The following is a 15,636-nucleotide window of genomic DNA, read 5'->3' on the forward strand; positions in this document are numbered from 1 at the left end:
CTCGCCCCCCCCTGGAGCACCAAGCGGAAGTGGCGTCGTCCCTCCCGGGGGGTGCGGCTTGTCCAGGCCTGGGCGGCTTTCCAACTCACCTAGCGTGCGCTGATTGCTGAAACGTCATGATGCCGCTGCTTGGGGGTCGCCTGTTGCCCATGGTCAGCAGTGTGATGTTGCTGGGATCGGCAGCCTTGTTGGAGAGCAGCCATCGACAGCTCGCAGCTGCCCCAACAGTTTCTGCTGCCCCAACAGCCGTTGCTGACACCAAGGCCCTGACGGGTTACATCCGCCAGTGGGAGTCGCCGTTCACGGTTGCTGAGACGGTGCGGCGTTTGCGTGCTGGCTTTCAGCAACAGGGGTTTGAGATCCGGGCGGAGCTGAACCATCAGCGCACGGCCCGTGAGCAGGGACGGCGGATTCCTGCCAACACGGCCTTGCTCGTCAGCAAACCTTCCCTGGATGCCGTGGTGCTGGCCGCCAATCCGCTCGCCAATCTGTTTCTGCCGTTCACCATCGCTGTGTGGGATCAGGCGGGCACCACCCGGATCGGCTACTGGAATCCCAAAACGGACATCGCCGCATTGCTGGAGATCAAGCAGGGAGAGGCGGCTGCAGCCTTGGCAGACTTGCAGGAGATCCTGGCCGATGTGATCAAGGAGACCCTGCCATGAGCCCACGCACGATCGCCATCAGTGGAGCGTCTGGCAAGACAGGGTTCCGAATTGCTGAAGAGGCCCTGGCCAGCGGGGATCAACCGCGGTTGCTGTTGCGCTCTGATTCGCAGATCCCAAAGTCCCTCGAGGGTTGTGAGCAGCAGCGTTTGAGCTTGCAGGACGCTCACGCCCTGGATCAGGCGCTCCGTGGCGCCGATGCGCTGGTGATCGCTACCGGAGCGCGGCCGTCCGTGGATCTCACCGGTCCGATGCGGGTGGATGCCTGGGGTGTGCAGCGTCAGATCGAGAGTTGCCAACGGGTTGGGCTGCGCCGTGTGGTGCTCGTGAGCTCTCTCTGCAGCGGTCGCTGGCGGCATCCACTCAACCTGTTTGGGCTGATCCTGGTGTGGAAACGCGTGGGTGAGCGCAGTCTTGAACGCAGCGGACTGGACTGGACCGTGATCCGCCCCGGTGGTCTGTCGGAACGGGAGGATGCGCTCGAGACTGAGGGCATTGTCTGGACCGGGCCAGATCAGCAGGACAGTCAATCCATCCCCAGGCGCCTGGTGGCGCGTTGCTGCCTTGAGGCCTTGGAAACCCCGGGATCCATTGGCCGGATTCTCGAGGTCACCAGCAACACCCAGCAAATGGTGCAACCGCTGTCGGAAGCGTTATTGAGTATCGATGCCTACGGCGCTGCGGCGTCGACCGCGCGATAAAGGGCGCGTCAGAGGGCATTGCTCTGGGACGCCAATCGGGAGATCCAAGACGGGCCGCCACCCGTCTTTTTTTGTGTTCAGACTCTCGGCAGAGAGCGATGTGCTCATGGCTGATGTGGATCTGGCGGTGATCGGTGCGGGGCTTTCGGCCTGTGCTCTGGCATCGGCCCTGCGCCGCAAGCAAGCGGTTGACTCCCTGGTGATCCTTGAGGCCGGACGCGGGCCGGGTGGTCGTTGTGCAACGCGACGGCGGCGGGATGACGCCCTCTGGCGGCTGGATCATGGAGCCCCGACCCTCAGCTTCAGTGGTCCACCGCAGGGGCGCTTGGGCGCGCTTGTTGACGATCTCTGTGATCGCGGGGTGTTGGTGCCGGATGCTGGTTGCGTTGTCGGTCTCGATGGCGATGGCGCGCTGGTTGAACCGTCCGCTCATCCGTTGCTGTGCGGCCCGCGCTGGCGCGGGCAACCCACCATGGCCGCCGTGGCCGAAACACTGTTGGCAGATGGTGGAGGCGCTGTGTTCACTGGCTTCGGGGAGCGAATCAGCAAGCTCAGCTGGGAGGACGGACACTGGTTGCTGCCTGGTGGTTGGCGGGTCAGGACGCTGGTGCTGAGTGGAACACTGCTGGCCCACCCGCGCTCGCTGGCGATGCTGGGCTGGCCCGATGTGCCCTTGCGCAGCGCTGTGGCTGTGGGGGTTGACCCCAGTCTTGATGCAGCCCTGGCCTCGATTGCCGTGATGACGGCCAGCGTGCGCTGGAACCTGATGCTGGAGTTGCCTCCAGTGAGTGCTGACCTGGGCACTGGAGCTCCGCTCCCTCGGCAGATCTGGCTGACGCCGGAGGCCCGGGATCACTGCGGTGTGGAACGGCTGGTGTTGCACCAACAGAGCGATGGTCGCCTTGGTGTGGTGGTGCATGGCCTCGACGACGGTGCTGCGATCAGGCCGGACACGCAACCGGATCTGCTTGTGCATCACGAGAGGCGATTGCTGGCGGCCTTGCCTCCGCTGCTTGGGCCCTGGCCTGCCCTGCAGGCGGCTCTCCCGGAGGCGCGAAGCCTCGGGGTGATGCGCTGGGGTGCGGCGCAACCCCTCGACCATGCCTTGCCCCGGGATCTGCAGTGGTGTCCGCAGGCCCGGGTGGGGTTCTGCGGCGACTGGATCGCCGGTTCTGGCTTTGGGATGGCGGAAGGCGCTTTGCAAAGTGCGTTGGATCTGGCCGAAGCGATTCAGTGAAGCCCGCAATTGGCGACGCCTCACTCAGATTTGTTTCATCAGCTAAAAAAAATCTCGAGATTGCGCACTCAAGCTGGCTGTGTTGCGGATTGCACGTCAGAACTGAAGAAAGGCTTCTCGCCATGCGATCGCACTTTCAGCCGGTTCGGCTTCATGCCAGCGTCCACGACGATGAACCCTGCCAGTGTGCTGGGTGTGTGGCCTTGCGAGGTCGGCTTCAGGCCATGGTTTTAACGGCGCCGGGGCGGTCGGGGTCCGTACGCCCTGCAGCGGATGAACGCTGAAACTTGGTTTCAAGGTTGGCTCAGGACCTGAGTGTCCAACGCCTGGGCCAGGACCTGCAGGCGCTGACCGTTCACCCCCAGATCGGAATCACCCAGGCGCGAAATCGAGCGGGCCTCGAGCCGTTCGGGATCGGCTGCATTGAGCTCCACATCATCGACAAAGCCGAAGATGCGGCTGCTGAAGGTGGCATGGAGGTAGCCATCGTCGCGACTGATCACTTCCGCCTGCGGTGTTGATTCGATCAGTGTGGTGAGGCTCTCCAGTGCTGCACCGGAATCCGTCACAGTCCAGTCAACCCGCGCGCAGTGCGCGGGGCCGGGGCAGGGGCTGAGGTGACCGCCCCGTACTCCCAGATCGTCCGGGACAGGGCCGACCCAATGAAACAGGGCGAGAACCAGGGGTAGGGCGAAGAGAGCGAATGAGGGCATGACGTCAGGGGGAGCGGGTGGGAGGCTCAGGTCCAGCGCACTGGATCCTTGGAATTCAGATGCTGCACGTGGTCAGCTTCGCCATCGAGAAGATCGCGGCTGATCGTGAGGCAGATGCTGTCGAGCGGGAGGGAAAAGCTGCTGCCGTCAGCGTCGAAGGGACCCTCGACATAGGCGCCGATGCGTTCCGCCATCAGAAACAGCAGCACGATCAACACCCCACTGATCGGAATTCGGGGCTCGGGCCCGAGGTCGTGAAAGTAAACGAGAAGAAGCAGTCCGAACAGCCAGGTGAGCAAGCGCACGAACACGTCGTACGACGCCGGTAAGGGAGTGTTGCGGATCCGTTCCAATCCGCCAATGGCATCGGTGCAGGCATTGGCCACCTCCATCAGCTGCATGCGTCCGAAGCTGTCGATGCGCTCCTGGCGATGAAGGGTACGGATCCACTCGGCCCGCTGCAGGCCGAGCTGGCGCAAGCTGCTGCTGCGCGGCAGCTTGAGGCCGTCGAGGAGTTGCCCCTGCAGCTCCCTGAGCTCCCGGTGCCAGAAATTACGCAGTTGAAAATTCAGCTGCCACACCAGAGCCACCTGCAACTGCAGCAGCTGGCGTTCCTCCTTGCGGTTGATGCGCTCGCTGTTCAGGTGGGCGCGGAGGGTGTCCGCCCAGCTCCGGCTCACATTCACAATCGATCCCCACAGTGTCCTCGCCTCCCACCAACGGCCGATGGCCTGGGTGTTGCGGAAGCCGATGAAGATGGAGGCCGCGATTCCGAGAATCCTCACGACATCTCGATTGACGGTCCAGTCACCGGGAATCGCATTGCTGTTGATCAGCACGGCGATGGCCAGCTGCAGCAGCACCAGGGAGTAGTCCCGGCGGCGCGTGCTGGGCGGATGGCCGTAGTCCCCGAGATCAATCATGGTTTTGAGGTCACAGACGCTGCTCCAAGACGGCGATCATGACTGCATTCGTGCACGACCCATGCATGCCAGCTGGACGGAGCAGTGGTGGCCGGTTGCCTACCTGCGCGATCTCGATCCGAAACGACCGCAGCGGTTCACCGTTCTGGAGAGGGATCTCGTGCTGTGGTGGGACGCCGCGACCGGAAGCTGGCGGGCCTTTGATGACGTCTGTCCCCATCGATTGGTACCCCTAAGTGAGGGACGCATCAATGCCTCAGGGGAACTGGAGTGTCCGTATCACGGCTGGAGTTTCGATGGCGAAGGCCGTTGCACACGGATCCCCCAGATGGCGGAGGGGGGCAATGCATCGGGGCGCCGGTCCAGCTGCAACAGCCTCCCTACCTGTTCTGGTCAGGGGTTGCTGTTCGTGTGGACCGGCGATCCGACGATGGCGGGCGCCAAAGATCCACCGCTTGTGCCGTTGCTTCAAGAGCAAGGAGATGGCTGGGCTGATGGCTGGATCGTGCAGGACACCTTCCGCGACCTGCCCATGGATGCGCTCACCCTGCTTGAAAATGTCCTGGATGTGAGCCATGTGCCGTTCACGCATCACAAAACCGTGGGTAACCGGGAGAACGCCGCCCCTGTGCTGGCCGTGATCCGAGCGGAGGACGATTCGGGATTTGAGGCCTTCTGGGAGGAGGGCCCCCGCCGAGGGCGGCTCGGCTCTCAGTTCACCCACTTCCGTGCCCCCCAGCTGATGTGGCACGACCTTGATGCCAAAGGGTTCGCGCGGATTCTCACCGTGGTTTACGCCGTGCCGATCCGCCGCGGTGAGTGTCGCCTGTTCGCGCGCTTCCCGTTCCAGTTCAAGTCCGCGTTGCCACGGCTGCTGGTGGGTCTGCGACCTCGATGGCTGCAACACATCGGTAACCACAAAGTTCTGGAAGACGACCAGGTGTTTCTGCACTGGCAGGAGCGGGTGCTGGAATCTGCCGGCGGCAGTGCAGCCGCCGAGCGTGCGTTTTTTCTGCCAACCGAGGCGGATGGCTATGTGGCCGCGTTGCATCGCTGGATTAACAGCCACGGCGGCGAACCTTTCGCTGGACAGCGGCTTCCGCCAAGGCAGGGGATTGCTTCGCTCATGGATCGCTACAACAGCCATACCGTGAACTGCCGCAGTTGCTCCCAGGCGCTGCATTGGATTCGACGGGGCCAGCCCTGGTGCTGGGTTGTCCTCTGGACGGCGGCGGTGTTGATCGGCGTTGGCCAGATGGGCTGGTTGAGTGCTTTGGGCGGGCTGCTGGCTCTGGTTGCTGCGCTGCTGCTCCAGCGTCTGCGGCGGTGGGAGCGGGGATTGACGGTCGGCGATGGGCTAGCGCCGCGCAATTATGGAACTTGATTGAAGACATCATCGGTTTGGCGATGATCCATGTGACTTCTCCGTGCCCTGACAGCGTGATCGTGGCGCTGGGGATTCGTGAATGGCCAATCTGGGCCTGTGAAGCCAGTGAATTTCCCTGGCACTACGACCAGAGGGAAACCTGTCTGTTGCTGGAAGGTGACGTCACCGTGACGCCCGAATCTGGTGCGCCCGTGCGCATCAAGGCCGGGGATTTGGTGGAATTCCCCGCCGGGTTGACGTGCAGGTGGACCGTGCATGAAGCGGTGCGCAAGCATTACCAGTTCGGTTGAGGCTTGAGCTGTTGGCTGACGGGTCGTCTCGCTGCCGGTTTCAGACGTCCACATCAGACATCCACATCAGCACCCCATTGGGGCCTGCAGGGCTGCCAGCCCACCCGCAGTAGCTCCTTCCAGAGGAGTTCCGCTGTTTCCCGGCGTAGGTGCACCCGGGTGGTCAGCAGCGGGGGCTGGTCTGGAAAAGGTCTCCCTGAATCCACGAACACCCGGGGGTCGCGGTGCCAGCTTTTTTCATCGGGGTGGAACCGTTTCGTGTCCTGGGTGTGTGGGTCCTGGATCCAACCGTGACGGGGCATCGCTTTCGGGGGGTGATCAGGGAAGCGCGCATCCACTCCTCCGCTTTGAAGGGTGCATAAGGCGAACTCGGAGCCATGGAGACGCTGCTGGTACACCTGTTCTAATTGGGTGGTACAAATGTGTCAATGGGCCGTGACGCTGTCTGGGCGGCATGACTAAAGACAAGGAAGAACCATTGCGGGTTTCCCTGTGATCTCTGTCTGGCAAGCACCGTCCGCAGGGGCCCCTCTTGAGTGCGGCCAGCGGCCAGCCCCTGAGCCTGCAGCTGATGAGCTGGTGCTGGAGGTGATGCACTGCGGCCTCTGCCACAGCGACCTCTCGATGATCGGCAATCACTGGGTTGTCAGCCGCTATCCCCTCGTGCCGGGCCATGAAGTGATCGGCAGGGTCACGGCGGTTGGCGAGGGGGTGGATCCGGGCTTGATCGGCGACGTTCGCGGTCTGGGCTGGATCAGCGGAAGTTGCAACCACTGCAGCCTCTGCCTTGGCGGTGATCAGAACCTCTGCACGTCTCTGGAAGCCACGATCGTGGGACGGCAGGGGGGCTTCGCCAGTCACGTGGTGGGCATCGGTGGGCTGGGCCATATCGCCTTGCAATTCGCGCGGGCTTGGGGCTGTGAAGTCACCGCCATCACCACCAATCTCGCCAAGGCGGAACAGGCACGACGCTTTGGTGCCCATCACGTGGAGGAACTGGAGATGCTTCCTGATCTTCAGAGCCGGTTTGATCTGGTGATCAATACGGTCAACCATCCCCTCGACTGGAGTGCGGTGATGGCGTCGCTCAGGCCTCGGGGACGACTGCATCAGCTCGGGGCTGTGCTGGAGCCGATTCAGGTTGGCGCCTTCGATCTCATCCCCGCCCGGCGCTCGATCACCGGTAGCCCCACGTCCTCACCAGCCAGTCTTCAGAAGATGGTGGAGTTCTGTGTTCGCCACAACATCCGCCCACTGGTTGAGCATCTGCCGATGGATCAGGTGAATGTGGCGATTCAACGGCTTGCCAAGGGCGATGTGCGCTATCGCTTTGTGCTCGATGCCTGATGTCGTGCTCAATGCCTGATCATGTGGGCGTCTTGATGACAGGCATGAACGCTCCCGATCCTTTGCTTGAACGCATCGCTGATGCTCCTGGCATGGGCCGAGGCTGTCGGCGGCTGGTGGTGCTGCTCACCCAGCTCGGTGATTTCGACTCCATGGAATATGCCCAGGCCCTGGTGCCTGCGCTGCCTCAGCTGGATCAGGCCGGGATCCAGTTGTTGGCGATCGCGATTGGAGACCCGAAGGGTGCTGATCGTTTCTGCGCCTTCACTGGCTTTCCGGTTGAGCGCTTGCAGGTGGAGCCCAATGCCAACCTGCACCAGGCTTTGGGGTTGTCGCCAGGGCTTCAGGCTCCAGGCGGTGCTTGGCCCTCCTTGCTGCTGATGTGTGCAGGCATCGGCTCTCCCGGCACCCTGGCAGAAGTGCTGCGCGGCTACACCGGAGACCGCACGGCGCCCCAGCGTTTCGGCGACGATGAAGTGATCAGCACCGGGGTGCTGCCAGCGATCCCTGCTGGACTCTTCCGCCGTGCTGGTGGCGGTGGGTTTCAGCGCCCGTTCGAACTGGCCACGGTGCGCTTGCGCAATATGAATGAAGTGCTGCGGCACTGGGGCACCTACGTGCCCGACGATCGCTTCATCACCCAGCGGGGGGGCACGTTCCTCTTGGACGCGGACGACTCGCTCCTGTACGTCTATCGCGATCGAGGCATCCTTGGGTTTTCCGAAACGATGAACCGTCCGCTGGCCTTTCTCGATCCTTGGATGGCTGATGCCGGTTGATGCCATTCAGGCAATGCCGTTGCCCCCCTGGCGGCCGTTGCTGCGGGGCGCCCGCCAACGGGAGGGACGGGCTCCGGGGGCCAGCTGGCTTCAGCTCGCAAGCGTGGCAGCCGATGGCACCCCACGGGTGCGCACCCTGGTGTTTCGAGGCTGGAGTGATGAGGGCGACCTCGAACTGCTCAGCGATGCCCGCAGCGAGAAACCCGGCGAACTCAGTGCTCAGGTGCAGGTGGAGCTGTGCTGGTTGTTCCGCAAGGCCAGAGAACAGTTCCGCCTGCGTGGGATCGCTCAATTGTTGAGTGCTGGCGATGATCCGGAGGCTTTGAACGCCCATTGGCAACGGTTGGCGCCCGCTGGCCGCTCCGTCTGGGCCTGGCCGCATCCGGGTGAGCCCTTTGAGGCGGCTGGCCCCTGGCCCGATTCGATTGCCGATGGGGAGCCACCACCGCCTCATTTGCTGTTGATCCGCATTCAGATCCAGCGGGTGGAGCAACTCGATCTCAAAGCCCATCCCCACCGACGCTGCTGCTGGGAGCGAGGAGACGACTGGATCGAGCGACGTCTCAATCCCTGAGCGTCCACAGGGCGAGCCCACCTCCCCGGCCGCGAGCCGCCAGCCAGCCAGACGAATCCCTGTGGATCAATGCGAAGAACGGCTTGCGCTTGGCGGGTGGAGCCGGCAACGAGCGTTGCAGCAGGGTGATGGCGCCAAGCGTCAGCCTGACGTGCTCGAAGTGGAAGCTCAGTAAGGGTCTGCCACCGCCCACCTCCCCAGGTCCACTGAACTGCAGAGTCACCGGGCCGAGGTTGACGGCATTGCGTAGGTGTACATGGTGATCGCCAGCTGCGCTGATCTCCAGGCAGGCGCCGAGGCTGCGCAGCAGCCACCCGTTGAAGGCGTTGGCTTTGCTACGGCCCTTGGGCCAGATGGTCTGCAGCTGCCAGCAACCGATCACGTCGTCGGCATTGATCCCACTTCCCTCTTGGCGAACCTGCCGCTCGCGCGTCAGCAGATCGTTCCCGGTCACCGTGTCACTTGGGATCGACAAGAGATTCAGGCGTTTGTCGCGGTCATGCTGTCGGATCGTGCGCAGACGTGCTTGCTGGAAGCTCCTTTCTCAGCGATTTCATGTTGTTCCTCATGCACTGGCACTTCAAGACCGGTTACCACGAGACAGCGGCTCGCAAGTTCATGCAGACCGGAGCCCCCATGCCAGCTTGCAAGTCGTGGACCCGTTACCACGCACCCGGCTCGGTTCAGGGCTGGATCCTGGTGGAAACCGATGATGCTGGCGTCTGCTACGAGCACGCCGCCGAGTGGGCGGAATGCCTCGACTGGACCGTGACACCTGTCTTCACCGATGAGCAGGCCGGTCCTCTGATCGGCAAGGTTTACAGCTGATCACTCGGCTCAAACCGACGTTCGTCTCCGTCTTGCCGCCAAACTGCGGCAAGACCTGTTGGCGTGATGACAGACGATTCGCTGAAGGCGGAGGCGCTCTCCTGGGCTGCTCTGGAGGCTTTGGCACCGGCTGCTGCCGAACGCGTGGAAGGCCCTACCAACGCCCAGGCCAGCTTGCGGCTGTTCGGGCATTCCGAAGCAGATGTGCAGGTGACCTTGTTCCGGGACCACCACGCCTGGTGCCCGTACTGCCAGAAGGTGTGGCTCTGGCTTGAGCTGCGCCGGGTTCCCTATCGGATCCGCAAGGTCACCATGCGCTGCTATGGCCCGAAGGAGCCCTGGTTCACGGCACTGGTTCCCTCGGGAATGCTGCCGGCTCTGGAACTCAATGGTCGCCTGATCACGGAGAGCGATCGCATCCTCGAGGCCCTTGAACGCACTTTCGGGCCGGTGGGAGCTGGCATGCATGACCGGCGGGTGAGGCGTTTGCGTGAGCTGGAACGGTTGCTGTTCCGTGCCTGGTGTGTGTGGCTCTGCACCCCAGGCCTGCGCGAGGACCAGGAACGCCGTGCCCGGGATCAGTTCCAGAGGGTGGCCTCCCAGATGGAGGAGGCGATCGCCGCTGGTGGTGGCTGCTGGCTCGATCCCGACCATCCGAGCGGGGCAACACCTGGCACCGCCGATCTGGTGTTCATCCCCTACGTGGAACGCATGAATGCGTCGCTCGCCTACTTCAAGGGGTTTGCACTGCGTGAGGCCCACCCCGGGATCGACCGTTGGCTCACGGCCTTTGAGCAACTCGAGACGTATCGCGGCACCCAGAGTGATGTGCACACCCATGCCCACGATCTGCCTCCGCAGATGGGCGGATGCTGGGCGGATGGCAGTGCGCAGCAACAATTCATGGCCGCGGCGGTGGATCAAGGGGAGGGACTGGGTGCCCTCGAATGCCGTTGGACACCGCCTGAAGTAGGGGTCACTCCCCAGGCCCGAGCCCTCGAGCGGGTGCTGCGCCATCGCCACACGCTGCTCGTGCGCAGCCCTCTCGGGGAGGGGTTTGATCAGCCCTTGCGCGCGGCACTCACCAAGCTGATCGCTGGGACCGCAGTGATGCCGTCTTCAGGGTCAGCCGCAGCTCTGCGCTATCTGCGGGATCGCATCTCTGTGCCCCGCGACATGCCTCTGCACAGCGCCCGGCTGCTGAGGCAGGCCCTCGAAAGCACCGCGGCTCTTGCAGGCCAGGACCAACCATCTGCGCTGCCATTTGAGCATCGCTTCGACCAGGATCCCAGGCCATTTGTCGGCTCGGTCACCTGATCGGGGCTTCGCGATCAAGCAAGGTAGGGAGCCCCTACCCGATGCGCTGATGGCTGGAGATGGATTCGGAGCGACAGGCTCCTCTGCCACTGGCGGGAAACGCAGCAGCTCCAAACGCAAGCCCCGGCAGTCCAATCATCAGCGCGAACGTTGCCCCCTTGGCCGGGATCCCGGCTTTGAGGCGATCTGTGCCCGCCAAACCTTGGGCTTGGCCCTCTCGGGTCGCCTGACTGAGCAGGCTGTGAAGCGTGCTCACAAGCTCTTGGCTGTTCAGCATCACCCTGACAAAGGCGGTGATCCCGAGATGATGACCAGGCTCAACAACGCCCGCGATCTGCTCCTCGAACCTGTGATGGAGGCGATTCCGGCCTGATGACCAAGGTTGCTCTGCTCGGTACTGGCCTCCTCGGCTCCGCCATCGGCCACCGCCTGTTGAGCGTGGGTTGTGCGCTGGCGGTTTGGAACAGGGATCCAGCCCGCTGTGAACTGCTGACCTCCGCCGGTGCCGAGCGCTTTGATGATCCTGCCCAGGCCATAGCGGGTGCCAGCACGGTGATCACCGTGCTTCGGGATGGACCAATTACTGCGGAGGTGGTGGCAGCGTTGGGCGGTTTGAATCGGCGCTGTGTGATGCCCATGGGCACCATGGGCATCAGCGAGAGTGTGGCTCTCGAGGCCCAGGTGCAGGCTCAGGGCGGTGTTTATCTTGAGGCTCCAGTCCTGGGGAGCCGACCTGAGGCATTGGCAGGGACGCTACTGGTGATGGCAGGCAGTGATCAGGGGGTGTTTGATCAGCAGTACGCCCTGCTCAAGCATCTTGCTTTGGAGCCGAAGCGGATGGGTGCCGTGGGAACCGGCGCGGCAGCCAAGTTGGCTCTCAACCAATTGATTGCCAGCCTCACCCACGGCTACTCGCTGGCATTGCGGTTGATTCAGGCCTCTGGCCTGGATGTGGATAGCTTCATGGATGTGCTGCGGCCATCCGCGCTCTACGCGCCCACGGTGGACAAAAAGCTCAAACGGATGCTGACGCATGACTACAGCGATCCCAATTTCAGCACCAGCCTTCTGCGCAAGGACTTGAACCTGTTTCTGCGCGAGGCAGGCCTGGCTGGGGTGGACGCCGGAGGTCTGCAAAGCCTGGCCGATTTGCTGATGCGCGCAGAGGGCACGGATCTGGACACTGGTGATTACAGCGCCCTTCATGAGCTCACGGCTCCTGAGCCAACGCTCAGCTGAGGTACCAGCGGATGAGCGCCATCACCTGACCAGCAGGGCCATACCCGGTGATCCATTCACCGATCACGGCCGCGGCGAAACCCACCATGGCGGTGCGACCATTCAGCCTTTCGACTCCGGCGAGAGCGCTGGTGTTCCAGGGGCGGTTGGTGGTCAGGCCCTCGCCGAACTTTTCAACAGGCTCGTAGCGGTAGCTCGGTTCGGACATGGCTTCAGCACAGAGTGTTCTGGAGCCTATGCAGGGACCACTGATTTATGCATAGGGTTTAACCGGTTATTGCGACGTCATCCGTGGACGCAGAGCGCCTTCGATCCCTGTTCACCAAGCCCTACGGCATGGCAGCACCCACAGAAGCGCAATGGCGTGAGCTGTACGACGAGAACGTGCACTTTCAGGATCCGACGCAGGAGCGCCGTGGCATCAAGGCTTACATCGAGGCTCAAGATGGTCTGATGCGTCGCTGTGATGACGTGTATCTCACGGCCAGTGCCATCGCGGTTGATGGGGATACGGCCTTCATTGAATGGGAGATGGGTCTCAAGATCAAAGGCATCGAGTTCATCTACCCAGGGGCCAGCCGCTTGCGCTTCAACAGCGACGGGAAGGTGTGCGATCACCGCGACTACTTCGACTTTGTGGGGCCGACCTTTGAACCTGTGCCCGTTGTGGGTGGTTTCGTGCGTTGGCTCTACAAGCGGTTCGTGGACTGAAAGCGGCTCAACTTCCAGAAGGCGAGGCTGGTCACAGCTGCGCCGAAGCCCAGGAACAAAGTGAGAAACATTTCACTGCTCATGTCAAGCAAGAGACATAGAAGTATGCATGCTGGCGGTTTCCGCGTGAAGGTGTGGGGCGGAGCTGGTCTTTGCCTGGGTATTTCTGCTTAAAGATGGGTAAAGCGTCTGCCGAGCTCACGGGCTCGCGGCTCATGTCGTTACATTTTCTAAACTTACCTTCATCGCAGTGCTCAGAACGATCCTCTCCAAGCCATTGCTCTCCGATGTGGGCCTGCTTGTGCTTCGAGTATTCACCGGCACGCTTTTGATTCATCACGGTTACGAGAAGCTCGCCAATATTGAAAATTTCGCAGATGCCTTCGTGCGTCCGCTGCACCTTCCCTTCCCCATTGTTCTCTCCTACATCGCAGCTTTCTCTGAGATCGGAGGTAGTTGGCTTCTGATCACAGGACTGCTCACTCGATTCGGTGCTCTTGCAATCCTTGGAACGATCACAGTTGCGATCTACCACGCAGTGATCACCGCCGGTTTCAATATCTACCTGCTGGAGCTTCTCGGCCTTTACTTTGCTGCCGCCGCCGCCGTCCTCGCCGTTGGTCCTGGTTGTTTCTCCATTGATGAGCTGATTGTTCGTCGTTTCAATCCCGAGACGGCCAAGCAGTCTGAAGCCGCTGATGATGCCTATGTCTCCAGTGGCACTATTAGCCAGGGTGCTGAAGCCTGAGGTTACTTCTAATTGAAAAATCAGATTCTGATTGGATTGAAGCTTTTGCTTCAGTCCAATTTTTTTTGGTTGGACCCATGGACTTGATGACTGCGCCCACGATCAGTTTGCTGATCTTTGGTGCTTTCTTTGCTGCACTGCAGATCTGGTGGATTGGCTCACTGATGATCAGAAACCGACGGCGTTCCAGCGAGAGGCCCCTCACGACCTCTCAGTTCCGCCGAGATCTTGAACGCATCTTCAAGAACAACGCTTGAGCAGACCCCGCTTCAATAGCTCGACTGAGGCAGGGTGAATCCCGATTGCATGTGCTGGACATCAAGCATGACCCAGGTGAGCCACACCAAAAGGGCCACTACTCCCGATCCCGCGGCGAAACGTCCCAGATTGCGGATCAGAAGTTCGAAGACGCTGACTTCCTTCATTGAATCCGATCGTGTGCACACATCTTGCTTGATCGTGGTCTGATGTGCGGACGCTTTGCTCTCTCGATTCCGGCGTCGGACTTGCCGTTGCCGTTGCGCCAGCGCTTGGATCCAGCACACCAGAATCGCTATGCACCTCGCGACCTGATTGGCCCGGGGGAACCTCTGCTGGTCTTGCGCAGGGAGGACAAGGACGCCTCTGCTGCTCTGATGCTCTGGGGTTTGATTCCAGGCTGGACCAAGGACCCCCTGAGCGGACCGCGACCCTTCAATGCCCGAGTGGAAACCCTGGATGACAAGGCCATGTTCCGGGGAGCCTGGCGTCACCGGCGTTGTTTGATTCCAGCCAGCTGTTTCTTTGAAAAGGGCTGGCGGATTCGCCGAGCCAACCATCAACCGTTCTGGCTGGCAGGCCTCTGGGAGCGCTGGCTTGGTGCGGATGGCAGCGAAATCGAGAGTGTCACGATTCTCACCACCACCCCCAATGCCTTGATCCGACCCCTGCACCCGCGCATGCCGGTGGTGATCCCGGATGGGCTCGAGGATGGATGGATGGCGGCTGTTGACGGAGCGGGCTTAAGGGCTTTGCAGCCTTTACTGGATGCTTGGGATCCCACCGGTTGGATCAGGGATCGGCCTGGTGACAGCGAGCAGCTGTCGTTGTTTGAAAGGGCCTAGTCGTGTTGCAAGACACCGTTGCCAACCCTGGCTGTTCTTAAGTTTCTGCCGCAGAGACTCAAAGAACCATGCAGCTCTATTTCGTTGTTGGCACCATCCCGGATATCGACAGCCAGCTTGATGTGTACAGGGAATTCATCAACTATTTCGAAGGGGGTTGTCAGAACGACTGCTTTGAAGGCTTTGAATTGATTCAGCGCGCTCATCTGCCTGGGCAAGGTCAGGTGGTGGCTCTGATGAAGGCCCGCGGCACGGAGGAACTCTTCCGCCATCTCGCTCCCTGGCGTGCCCAATTCGGCGTGGAGATGGAGATCACCCCCGCCATCAGTGATGCCGAGGTGGTGGCCAGTCACAAAGTTCTGTTCGCATCGATGGAGGACTGAATTCAATCGTTGCCCGTTTGGGCCCCTGTCGCCGGGGACTCCAGGAAGCGTTGGCGCCAGCTGCGCTCCTGGACTTCGGCAGCAGGCGTCCGCTCCTGGGGAAACCTTTGGAGGAAGTCCTTGTCCTGGCAAGGTTGATAAGGCCCTTGCTTCAGCTCGAAAATCACAGAGTCGCGCTCCAGAGCCACCAAGCTGTGGAACTGACCTTCGGCCACTTCCACCCCTCGGACTGGCCCGGATGCTGAGAGCGTCTCCGTTTGAACGATCTCCCCCTCCGGGCTGAAGATCAGCAGGCCGATCATTCCCTGCAAAACAAGGAAGCACTCGAACCCTGCTCCCTCTCGATCGCGTTGATGACGATGGGGACGCACGTAGGTACCGGGTTGCAGCACGTTGAGAAAGCGCTGCACCGGCTCAGCCTCCTGGTGGAAGTTGTGATTGCAGCGTTGCCTCGGTCGCTGGTCGGCTTCCGCCGCCAGTGCGTTGAACAGCGTTTGATCAATGCGCTGAAGCGCAGGTCGATTCATTGACGTTGCTCCCGCAATCGGCGCATGGAATTTCTTGGCATCCTCCTGTTCTCTCGAAGGGAAGGCATGACATCGTCCGGATGGCGTGCGCGGGGATGAATGCTGATCAGGACGATGCCGATCAACAGCAAAAGAATCACTGCGCCAGCACGGAAGATCCGAAA

General features: G+C 61.7%; 23 protein-coding genes. 16 read left to right on the top strand and 7 right to left on the bottom strand.

Annotated features, from left to right (window positions below; genetic code table 11):
- Positions 1-119 precede the first annotated feature (119 nt).
- The 3 genes from SynBMKMC1_RS04460 to SynBMKMC1_RS04470 all read left to right on the top strand — a co-directional run bounded on the left by SynBMKMC1_RS04460 (position 120) and on the right by SynBMKMC1_RS04470 (position 2,603).
- Positions 120-665 carry a DUF302 domain-containing protein gene (locus SynBMKMC1_RS04460; RefSeq protein ID WP_186472843.1) on the top strand — a complete coding sequence of 182 codons (546 nt, stop codon included), beginning with the start codon at positions 120-122 and terminating at the stop codon, positions 663-665.
- Positions 662-1,366, top strand: a complete 705-nt coding sequence (locus SynBMKMC1_RS04465; RefSeq protein ID WP_186472844.1) for an SDR family oxidoreductase — start codon at positions 662-664, stop codon at positions 1,364-1,366. Before SynBMKMC1_RS04460 ends, SynBMKMC1_RS04465 begins: the two co-directional genes overlap by 4 nt.
- Positions 1,367-1,472: 106 nt before the next feature.
- Complete coding sequence (locus SynBMKMC1_RS04470; RefSeq protein ID WP_186472845.1) at positions 1,473-2,603, top strand: NAD(P)-binding protein; 1,131 nt, start codon at positions 1,473-1,475, stop codon at positions 2,601-2,603.
- Positions 2,604-2,896: 293 nt separating this feature from the next.
- Here SynBMKMC1_RS04470 and SynBMKMC1_RS04475 read toward each other — a convergent pair whose 3' ends face one another.
- Both SynBMKMC1_RS04475 and SynBMKMC1_RS04480 read right to left on the bottom strand, forming a co-directional pair.
- Positions 2,897-3,316, bottom strand: a complete 420-nt coding sequence (locus SynBMKMC1_RS04475) for a DUF1499 domain-containing protein (RefSeq protein WP_186472846.1) — start codon at positions 3,314-3,316, stop codon at positions 2,897-2,899.
- Between the two features lie 26 nt (positions 3,317-3,342).
- Positions 3,343-4,239, bottom strand: coding sequence for a bestrophin family ion channel (locus SynBMKMC1_RS04480; protein ID WP_186472847.1), 897 nt, complete (start codon positions 4,237-4,239; stop codon positions 3,343-3,345).
- Between the two features lie 61 nt (positions 4,240-4,300).
- On the opposite strand from SynBMKMC1_RS04480, the gene SynBMKMC1_RS04485 reads away from it, so the two are divergent.
- Both SynBMKMC1_RS04485 and SynBMKMC1_RS04490 read left to right on the top strand, forming a co-directional pair.
- Positions 4,301-5,623: a Rieske 2Fe-2S domain-containing protein gene (locus tag SynBMKMC1_RS04485; RefSeq protein ID WP_186472848.1), complete on the top strand. Its 1,323-nt coding sequence runs from the start codon at positions 4,301-4,303 to the stop codon at positions 5,621-5,623.
- 23 nt (positions 5,624-5,646) lie between these two features.
- Positions 5,647-5,916: a cupin domain-containing protein gene (locus SynBMKMC1_RS04490; protein ID WP_186472849.1), complete on the top strand. Its 270-nt coding sequence runs from the start codon at positions 5,647-5,649 to the stop codon at positions 5,914-5,916.
- Positions 5,917-5,969: 53 nt separating this feature from the next.
- Here the strand turns inward: SynBMKMC1_RS04490 and SynBMKMC1_RS04495 are convergent, their stop codons facing one another.
- Positions 5,970-6,218, bottom strand: a complete 249-nt coding sequence (locus SynBMKMC1_RS04495; RefSeq protein ID WP_011932722.1) for a DUF1651 domain-containing protein — start codon at positions 6,216-6,218, stop codon at positions 5,970-5,972.
- 190 nt (positions 6,219-6,408) lie between these two features.
- Between SynBMKMC1_RS04495 and SynBMKMC1_RS04500 the strand changes: the two genes are divergently transcribed.
- From SynBMKMC1_RS04500 to SynBMKMC1_RS04510, 3 genes are read left to right on the top strand one after another with little or no spacing between them, the layout of a single operon-like run.
- The gene (locus SynBMKMC1_RS04500) at positions 6,409-7,263 is read left to right on the top strand and encodes an NAD(P)-dependent alcohol dehydrogenase (protein ID WP_186472850.1); all 855 of its coding nucleotides are present in this window, start codon (positions 6,409-6,411) and stop codon (positions 7,261-7,263) included.
- Between the two features lie 44 nt (positions 7,264-7,307).
- The gene (locus tag SynBMKMC1_RS04505; RefSeq protein WP_041428423.1) at positions 7,308-8,042 is read left to right on the top strand and encodes a peroxiredoxin-like family protein; all 735 of its coding nucleotides are present in this window, start codon (positions 7,308-7,310) and stop codon (positions 8,040-8,042) included.
- Positions 8,032-8,616 (top strand): pyridoxamine 5'-phosphate oxidase family protein, encoded by a 585-nt coding sequence (locus SynBMKMC1_RS04510; RefSeq protein WP_186472851.1) that lies wholly within the window; start codon positions 8,032-8,034, stop codon positions 8,614-8,616. Before SynBMKMC1_RS04505 ends, SynBMKMC1_RS04510 begins: the two co-directional genes overlap by 11 nt.
- On the opposite strand, the gene SynBMKMC1_RS04515 is transcribed toward SynBMKMC1_RS04510, so the two are convergent.
- Positions 8,606-9,091: a hypothetical protein gene (locus SynBMKMC1_RS04515; protein ID WP_255486299.1), complete on the bottom strand. Its 486-nt coding sequence runs from the start codon at positions 9,089-9,091 to the stop codon at positions 8,606-8,608. The genes SynBMKMC1_RS04510 and SynBMKMC1_RS04515 overlap by 11 nt on opposite strands.
- 80 nt (positions 9,092-9,171) lie before the next feature.
- On the opposite strand from SynBMKMC1_RS04515, the gene SynBMKMC1_RS04520 reads away from it, so the two are divergent.
- From SynBMKMC1_RS04520 to SynBMKMC1_RS04535, 4 genes are all read left to right on the top strand, one after another.
- Positions 9,172-9,444: a DUF3303 domain-containing protein gene (locus SynBMKMC1_RS04520; RefSeq protein ID WP_186473323.1), complete on the top strand. Its 273-nt coding sequence runs from the start codon at positions 9,172-9,174 to the stop codon at positions 9,442-9,444.
- Between the two features lie 66 nt (positions 9,445-9,510).
- On the top strand, positions 9,511-10,761 hold the full coding sequence (locus SynBMKMC1_RS04525) for a glutathione S-transferase family protein (RefSeq protein ID WP_186472852.1): 1,251 nt from the start codon (positions 9,511-9,513) through the stop codon (positions 10,759-10,761).
- 49 nt (positions 10,762-10,810) lie between these two features.
- Positions 10,811-11,134, top strand: a complete 324-nt coding sequence (locus SynBMKMC1_RS04530; RefSeq protein WP_186473324.1) for a molecular chaperone DnaJ — start codon at positions 10,811-10,813, stop codon at positions 11,132-11,134.
- Positions 11,134-12,000 (top strand): NAD(P)-dependent oxidoreductase, encoded by an 867-nt coding sequence (locus SynBMKMC1_RS04535; protein WP_186472853.1) that lies wholly within the window; start codon positions 11,134-11,136, stop codon positions 11,998-12,000. The genes SynBMKMC1_RS04530 and SynBMKMC1_RS04535 overlap by 1 nt, the downstream gene beginning before the upstream one ends.
- Here the strand turns inward: SynBMKMC1_RS04535 and SynBMKMC1_RS04540 are convergent.
- Positions 11,993-12,208, bottom strand: coding sequence for a chlorophyll a/b-binding protein (locus SynBMKMC1_RS04540; protein ID WP_011932731.1), 216 nt, complete (start codon positions 12,206-12,208; stop codon positions 11,993-11,995). The two genes, SynBMKMC1_RS04535 and SynBMKMC1_RS04540, sit on opposite strands and share 8 nt — an antisense overlap.
- Positions 12,209-12,291: 83 nt before the next feature.
- On the opposite strand from SynBMKMC1_RS04540, the gene SynBMKMC1_RS04545 reads away from it, so the two are divergent.
- Positions 12,292-12,711, top strand: coding sequence for a nuclear transport factor 2 family protein (locus tag SynBMKMC1_RS04545; protein ID WP_186472854.1), 420 nt, complete (start codon positions 12,292-12,294; stop codon positions 12,709-12,711).
- 250 nt (positions 12,712-12,961) lie between these two features.
- Complete coding sequence (locus tag SynBMKMC1_RS04550; RefSeq protein WP_186472855.1) at positions 12,962-13,459, top strand: DoxX family protein; 498 nt, start codon at positions 12,962-12,964, stop codon at positions 13,457-13,459.
- Between the two features lie 269 nt (positions 13,460-13,728).
- Here the strand turns inward: SynBMKMC1_RS04550 and SynBMKMC1_RS04555 are convergent, their stop codons facing one another.
- Positions 13,729-13,884 carry a hypothetical protein gene (locus SynBMKMC1_RS04555; RefSeq protein ID WP_011932735.1) on the bottom strand — a complete coding sequence of 52 codons (156 nt, stop codon included), beginning with the start codon at positions 13,882-13,884 and terminating at the stop codon, positions 13,729-13,731.
- Positions 13,885-13,926: 42 nt separating this feature from the next.
- Between SynBMKMC1_RS04555 and SynBMKMC1_RS04560 the strand changes: the two genes are divergently transcribed.
- The gene (locus SynBMKMC1_RS04560; RefSeq protein WP_186472856.1) at positions 13,927-14,562 is read left to right on the top strand and encodes an SOS response-associated peptidase; all 636 of its coding nucleotides are present in this window, start codon (positions 13,927-13,929) and stop codon (positions 14,560-14,562) included.
- Between the two features lie 68 nt (positions 14,563-14,630).
- On the top strand, positions 14,631-14,945 hold the full coding sequence (locus SynBMKMC1_RS04565) for a DUF3303 domain-containing protein (RefSeq protein ID WP_011932737.1): 315 nt from the start codon (positions 14,631-14,633) through the stop codon (positions 14,943-14,945).
- Between the two features lie 2 nt (positions 14,946-14,947).
- Here the strand turns inward: SynBMKMC1_RS04565 and SynBMKMC1_RS04570 are convergent, their stop codons facing one another.
- A complete protein-coding gene (locus SynBMKMC1_RS04570; protein WP_186472857.1) occupies positions 14,948-15,472 on the bottom strand; it encodes a WbuC family cupin fold metalloprotein in 525 nt (174 codons plus the stop codon).
- Positions 15,473-15,636: the final 164 nt, after the last annotated feature.

This window comes from Synechococcus sp. BMK-MC-1 (assembly GCF_014279955.1).
In the GTDB taxonomy this organism is placed as follows: Bacteria; Cyanobacteriota; Cyanobacteriia; order PCC-6307; family Cyanobiaceae; genus Synechococcus_C.

Excerpts from the sequence above, each read along its gene's own strand:
- SynBMKMC1_RS04460 (WP_186472843.1), top strand. The coding sequence starts at position 120 with ATGCCGCTGCTTGGGGGTCGCCTGTTGCCCATGGTCAGCAGTGTGATG.
- SynBMKMC1_RS04465 (WP_186472844.1), top strand. The coding sequence starts at position 662 with ATGAGCCCACGCACGATCGCCATCAGTGGAGCGTCTGGCAAGACAGGG.
- SynBMKMC1_RS04470 (WP_186472845.1), top strand. The coding sequence starts at position 1,473 with ATGGCTGATGTGGATCTGGCGGTGATCGGTGCGGGGCTTTCGGCCTGT.
- SynBMKMC1_RS04475 (WP_186472846.1), bottom strand. The coding sequence starts at position 3,316 with ATGCCCTCATTCGCTCTCTTCGCCCTACCCCTGGTTCTCGCCCTGTTT.
- SynBMKMC1_RS04480 (WP_186472847.1), bottom strand. The coding sequence starts at position 4,239 with ATGATTGATCTCGGGGACTACGGCCATCCGCCCAGCACGCGCCGCCGG.
- SynBMKMC1_RS04485 (WP_186472848.1), top strand. The coding sequence starts at position 4,301 with ATGCATGCCAGCTGGACGGAGCAGTGGTGGCCGGTTGCCTACCTGCGC.
- SynBMKMC1_RS04490 (WP_186472849.1), top strand. The coding sequence starts at position 5,647 with ATGATCCATGTGACTTCTCCGTGCCCTGACAGCGTGATCGTGGCGCTG.
- SynBMKMC1_RS04495 (WP_011932722.1), bottom strand. The coding sequence starts at position 6,218 with ATGCCCCGTCACGGTTGGATCCAGGACCCACACACCCAGGACACGAAA.
- SynBMKMC1_RS04505 (WP_041428423.1), top strand. The coding sequence starts at position 7,308 with ATGAACGCTCCCGATCCTTTGCTTGAACGCATCGCTGATGCTCCTGGC.
- SynBMKMC1_RS04510 (WP_186472851.1), top strand. The coding sequence starts at position 8,032 with ATGCCGGTTGATGCCATTCAGGCAATGCCGTTGCCCCCCTGGCGGCCG.
- SynBMKMC1_RS04520 (WP_186473323.1), top strand. The coding sequence starts at position 9,172 with ATGTTGTTCCTCATGCACTGGCACTTCAAGACCGGTTACCACGAGACA.
- SynBMKMC1_RS04525 (WP_186472852.1), top strand. The coding sequence starts at position 9,511 with ATGACAGACGATTCGCTGAAGGCGGAGGCGCTCTCCTGGGCTGCTCTG.
- SynBMKMC1_RS04530 (WP_186473324.1), top strand. The coding sequence starts at position 10,811 with ATGGCTGGAGATGGATTCGGAGCGACAGGCTCCTCTGCCACTGGCGGG.
- SynBMKMC1_RS04535 (WP_186472853.1), top strand. The coding sequence starts at position 11,134 with ATGACCAAGGTTGCTCTGCTCGGTACTGGCCTCCTCGGCTCCGCCATC.
- SynBMKMC1_RS04540 (WP_011932731.1), bottom strand. The coding sequence starts at position 12,208 with ATGTCCGAACCGAGCTACCGCTACGAGCCTGTTGAAAAGTTCGGCGAG.
- SynBMKMC1_RS04555 (WP_011932735.1), bottom strand. The coding sequence starts at position 13,884 with ATGAAGGAAGTCAGCGTCTTCGAACTTCTGATCCGCAATCTGGGACGT.
- SynBMKMC1_RS04560 (WP_186472856.1), top strand. The coding sequence starts at position 13,927 with ATGTGCGGACGCTTTGCTCTCTCGATTCCGGCGTCGGACTTGCCGTTG.
- SynBMKMC1_RS04565 (WP_011932737.1), top strand. The coding sequence starts at position 14,631 with ATGCAGCTCTATTTCGTTGTTGGCACCATCCCGGATATCGACAGCCAG.
- SynBMKMC1_RS04570 (WP_186472857.1), bottom strand. The coding sequence starts at position 15,472 with ATGAATCGACCTGCGCTTCAGCGCATTGATCAAACGCTGTTCAACGCA.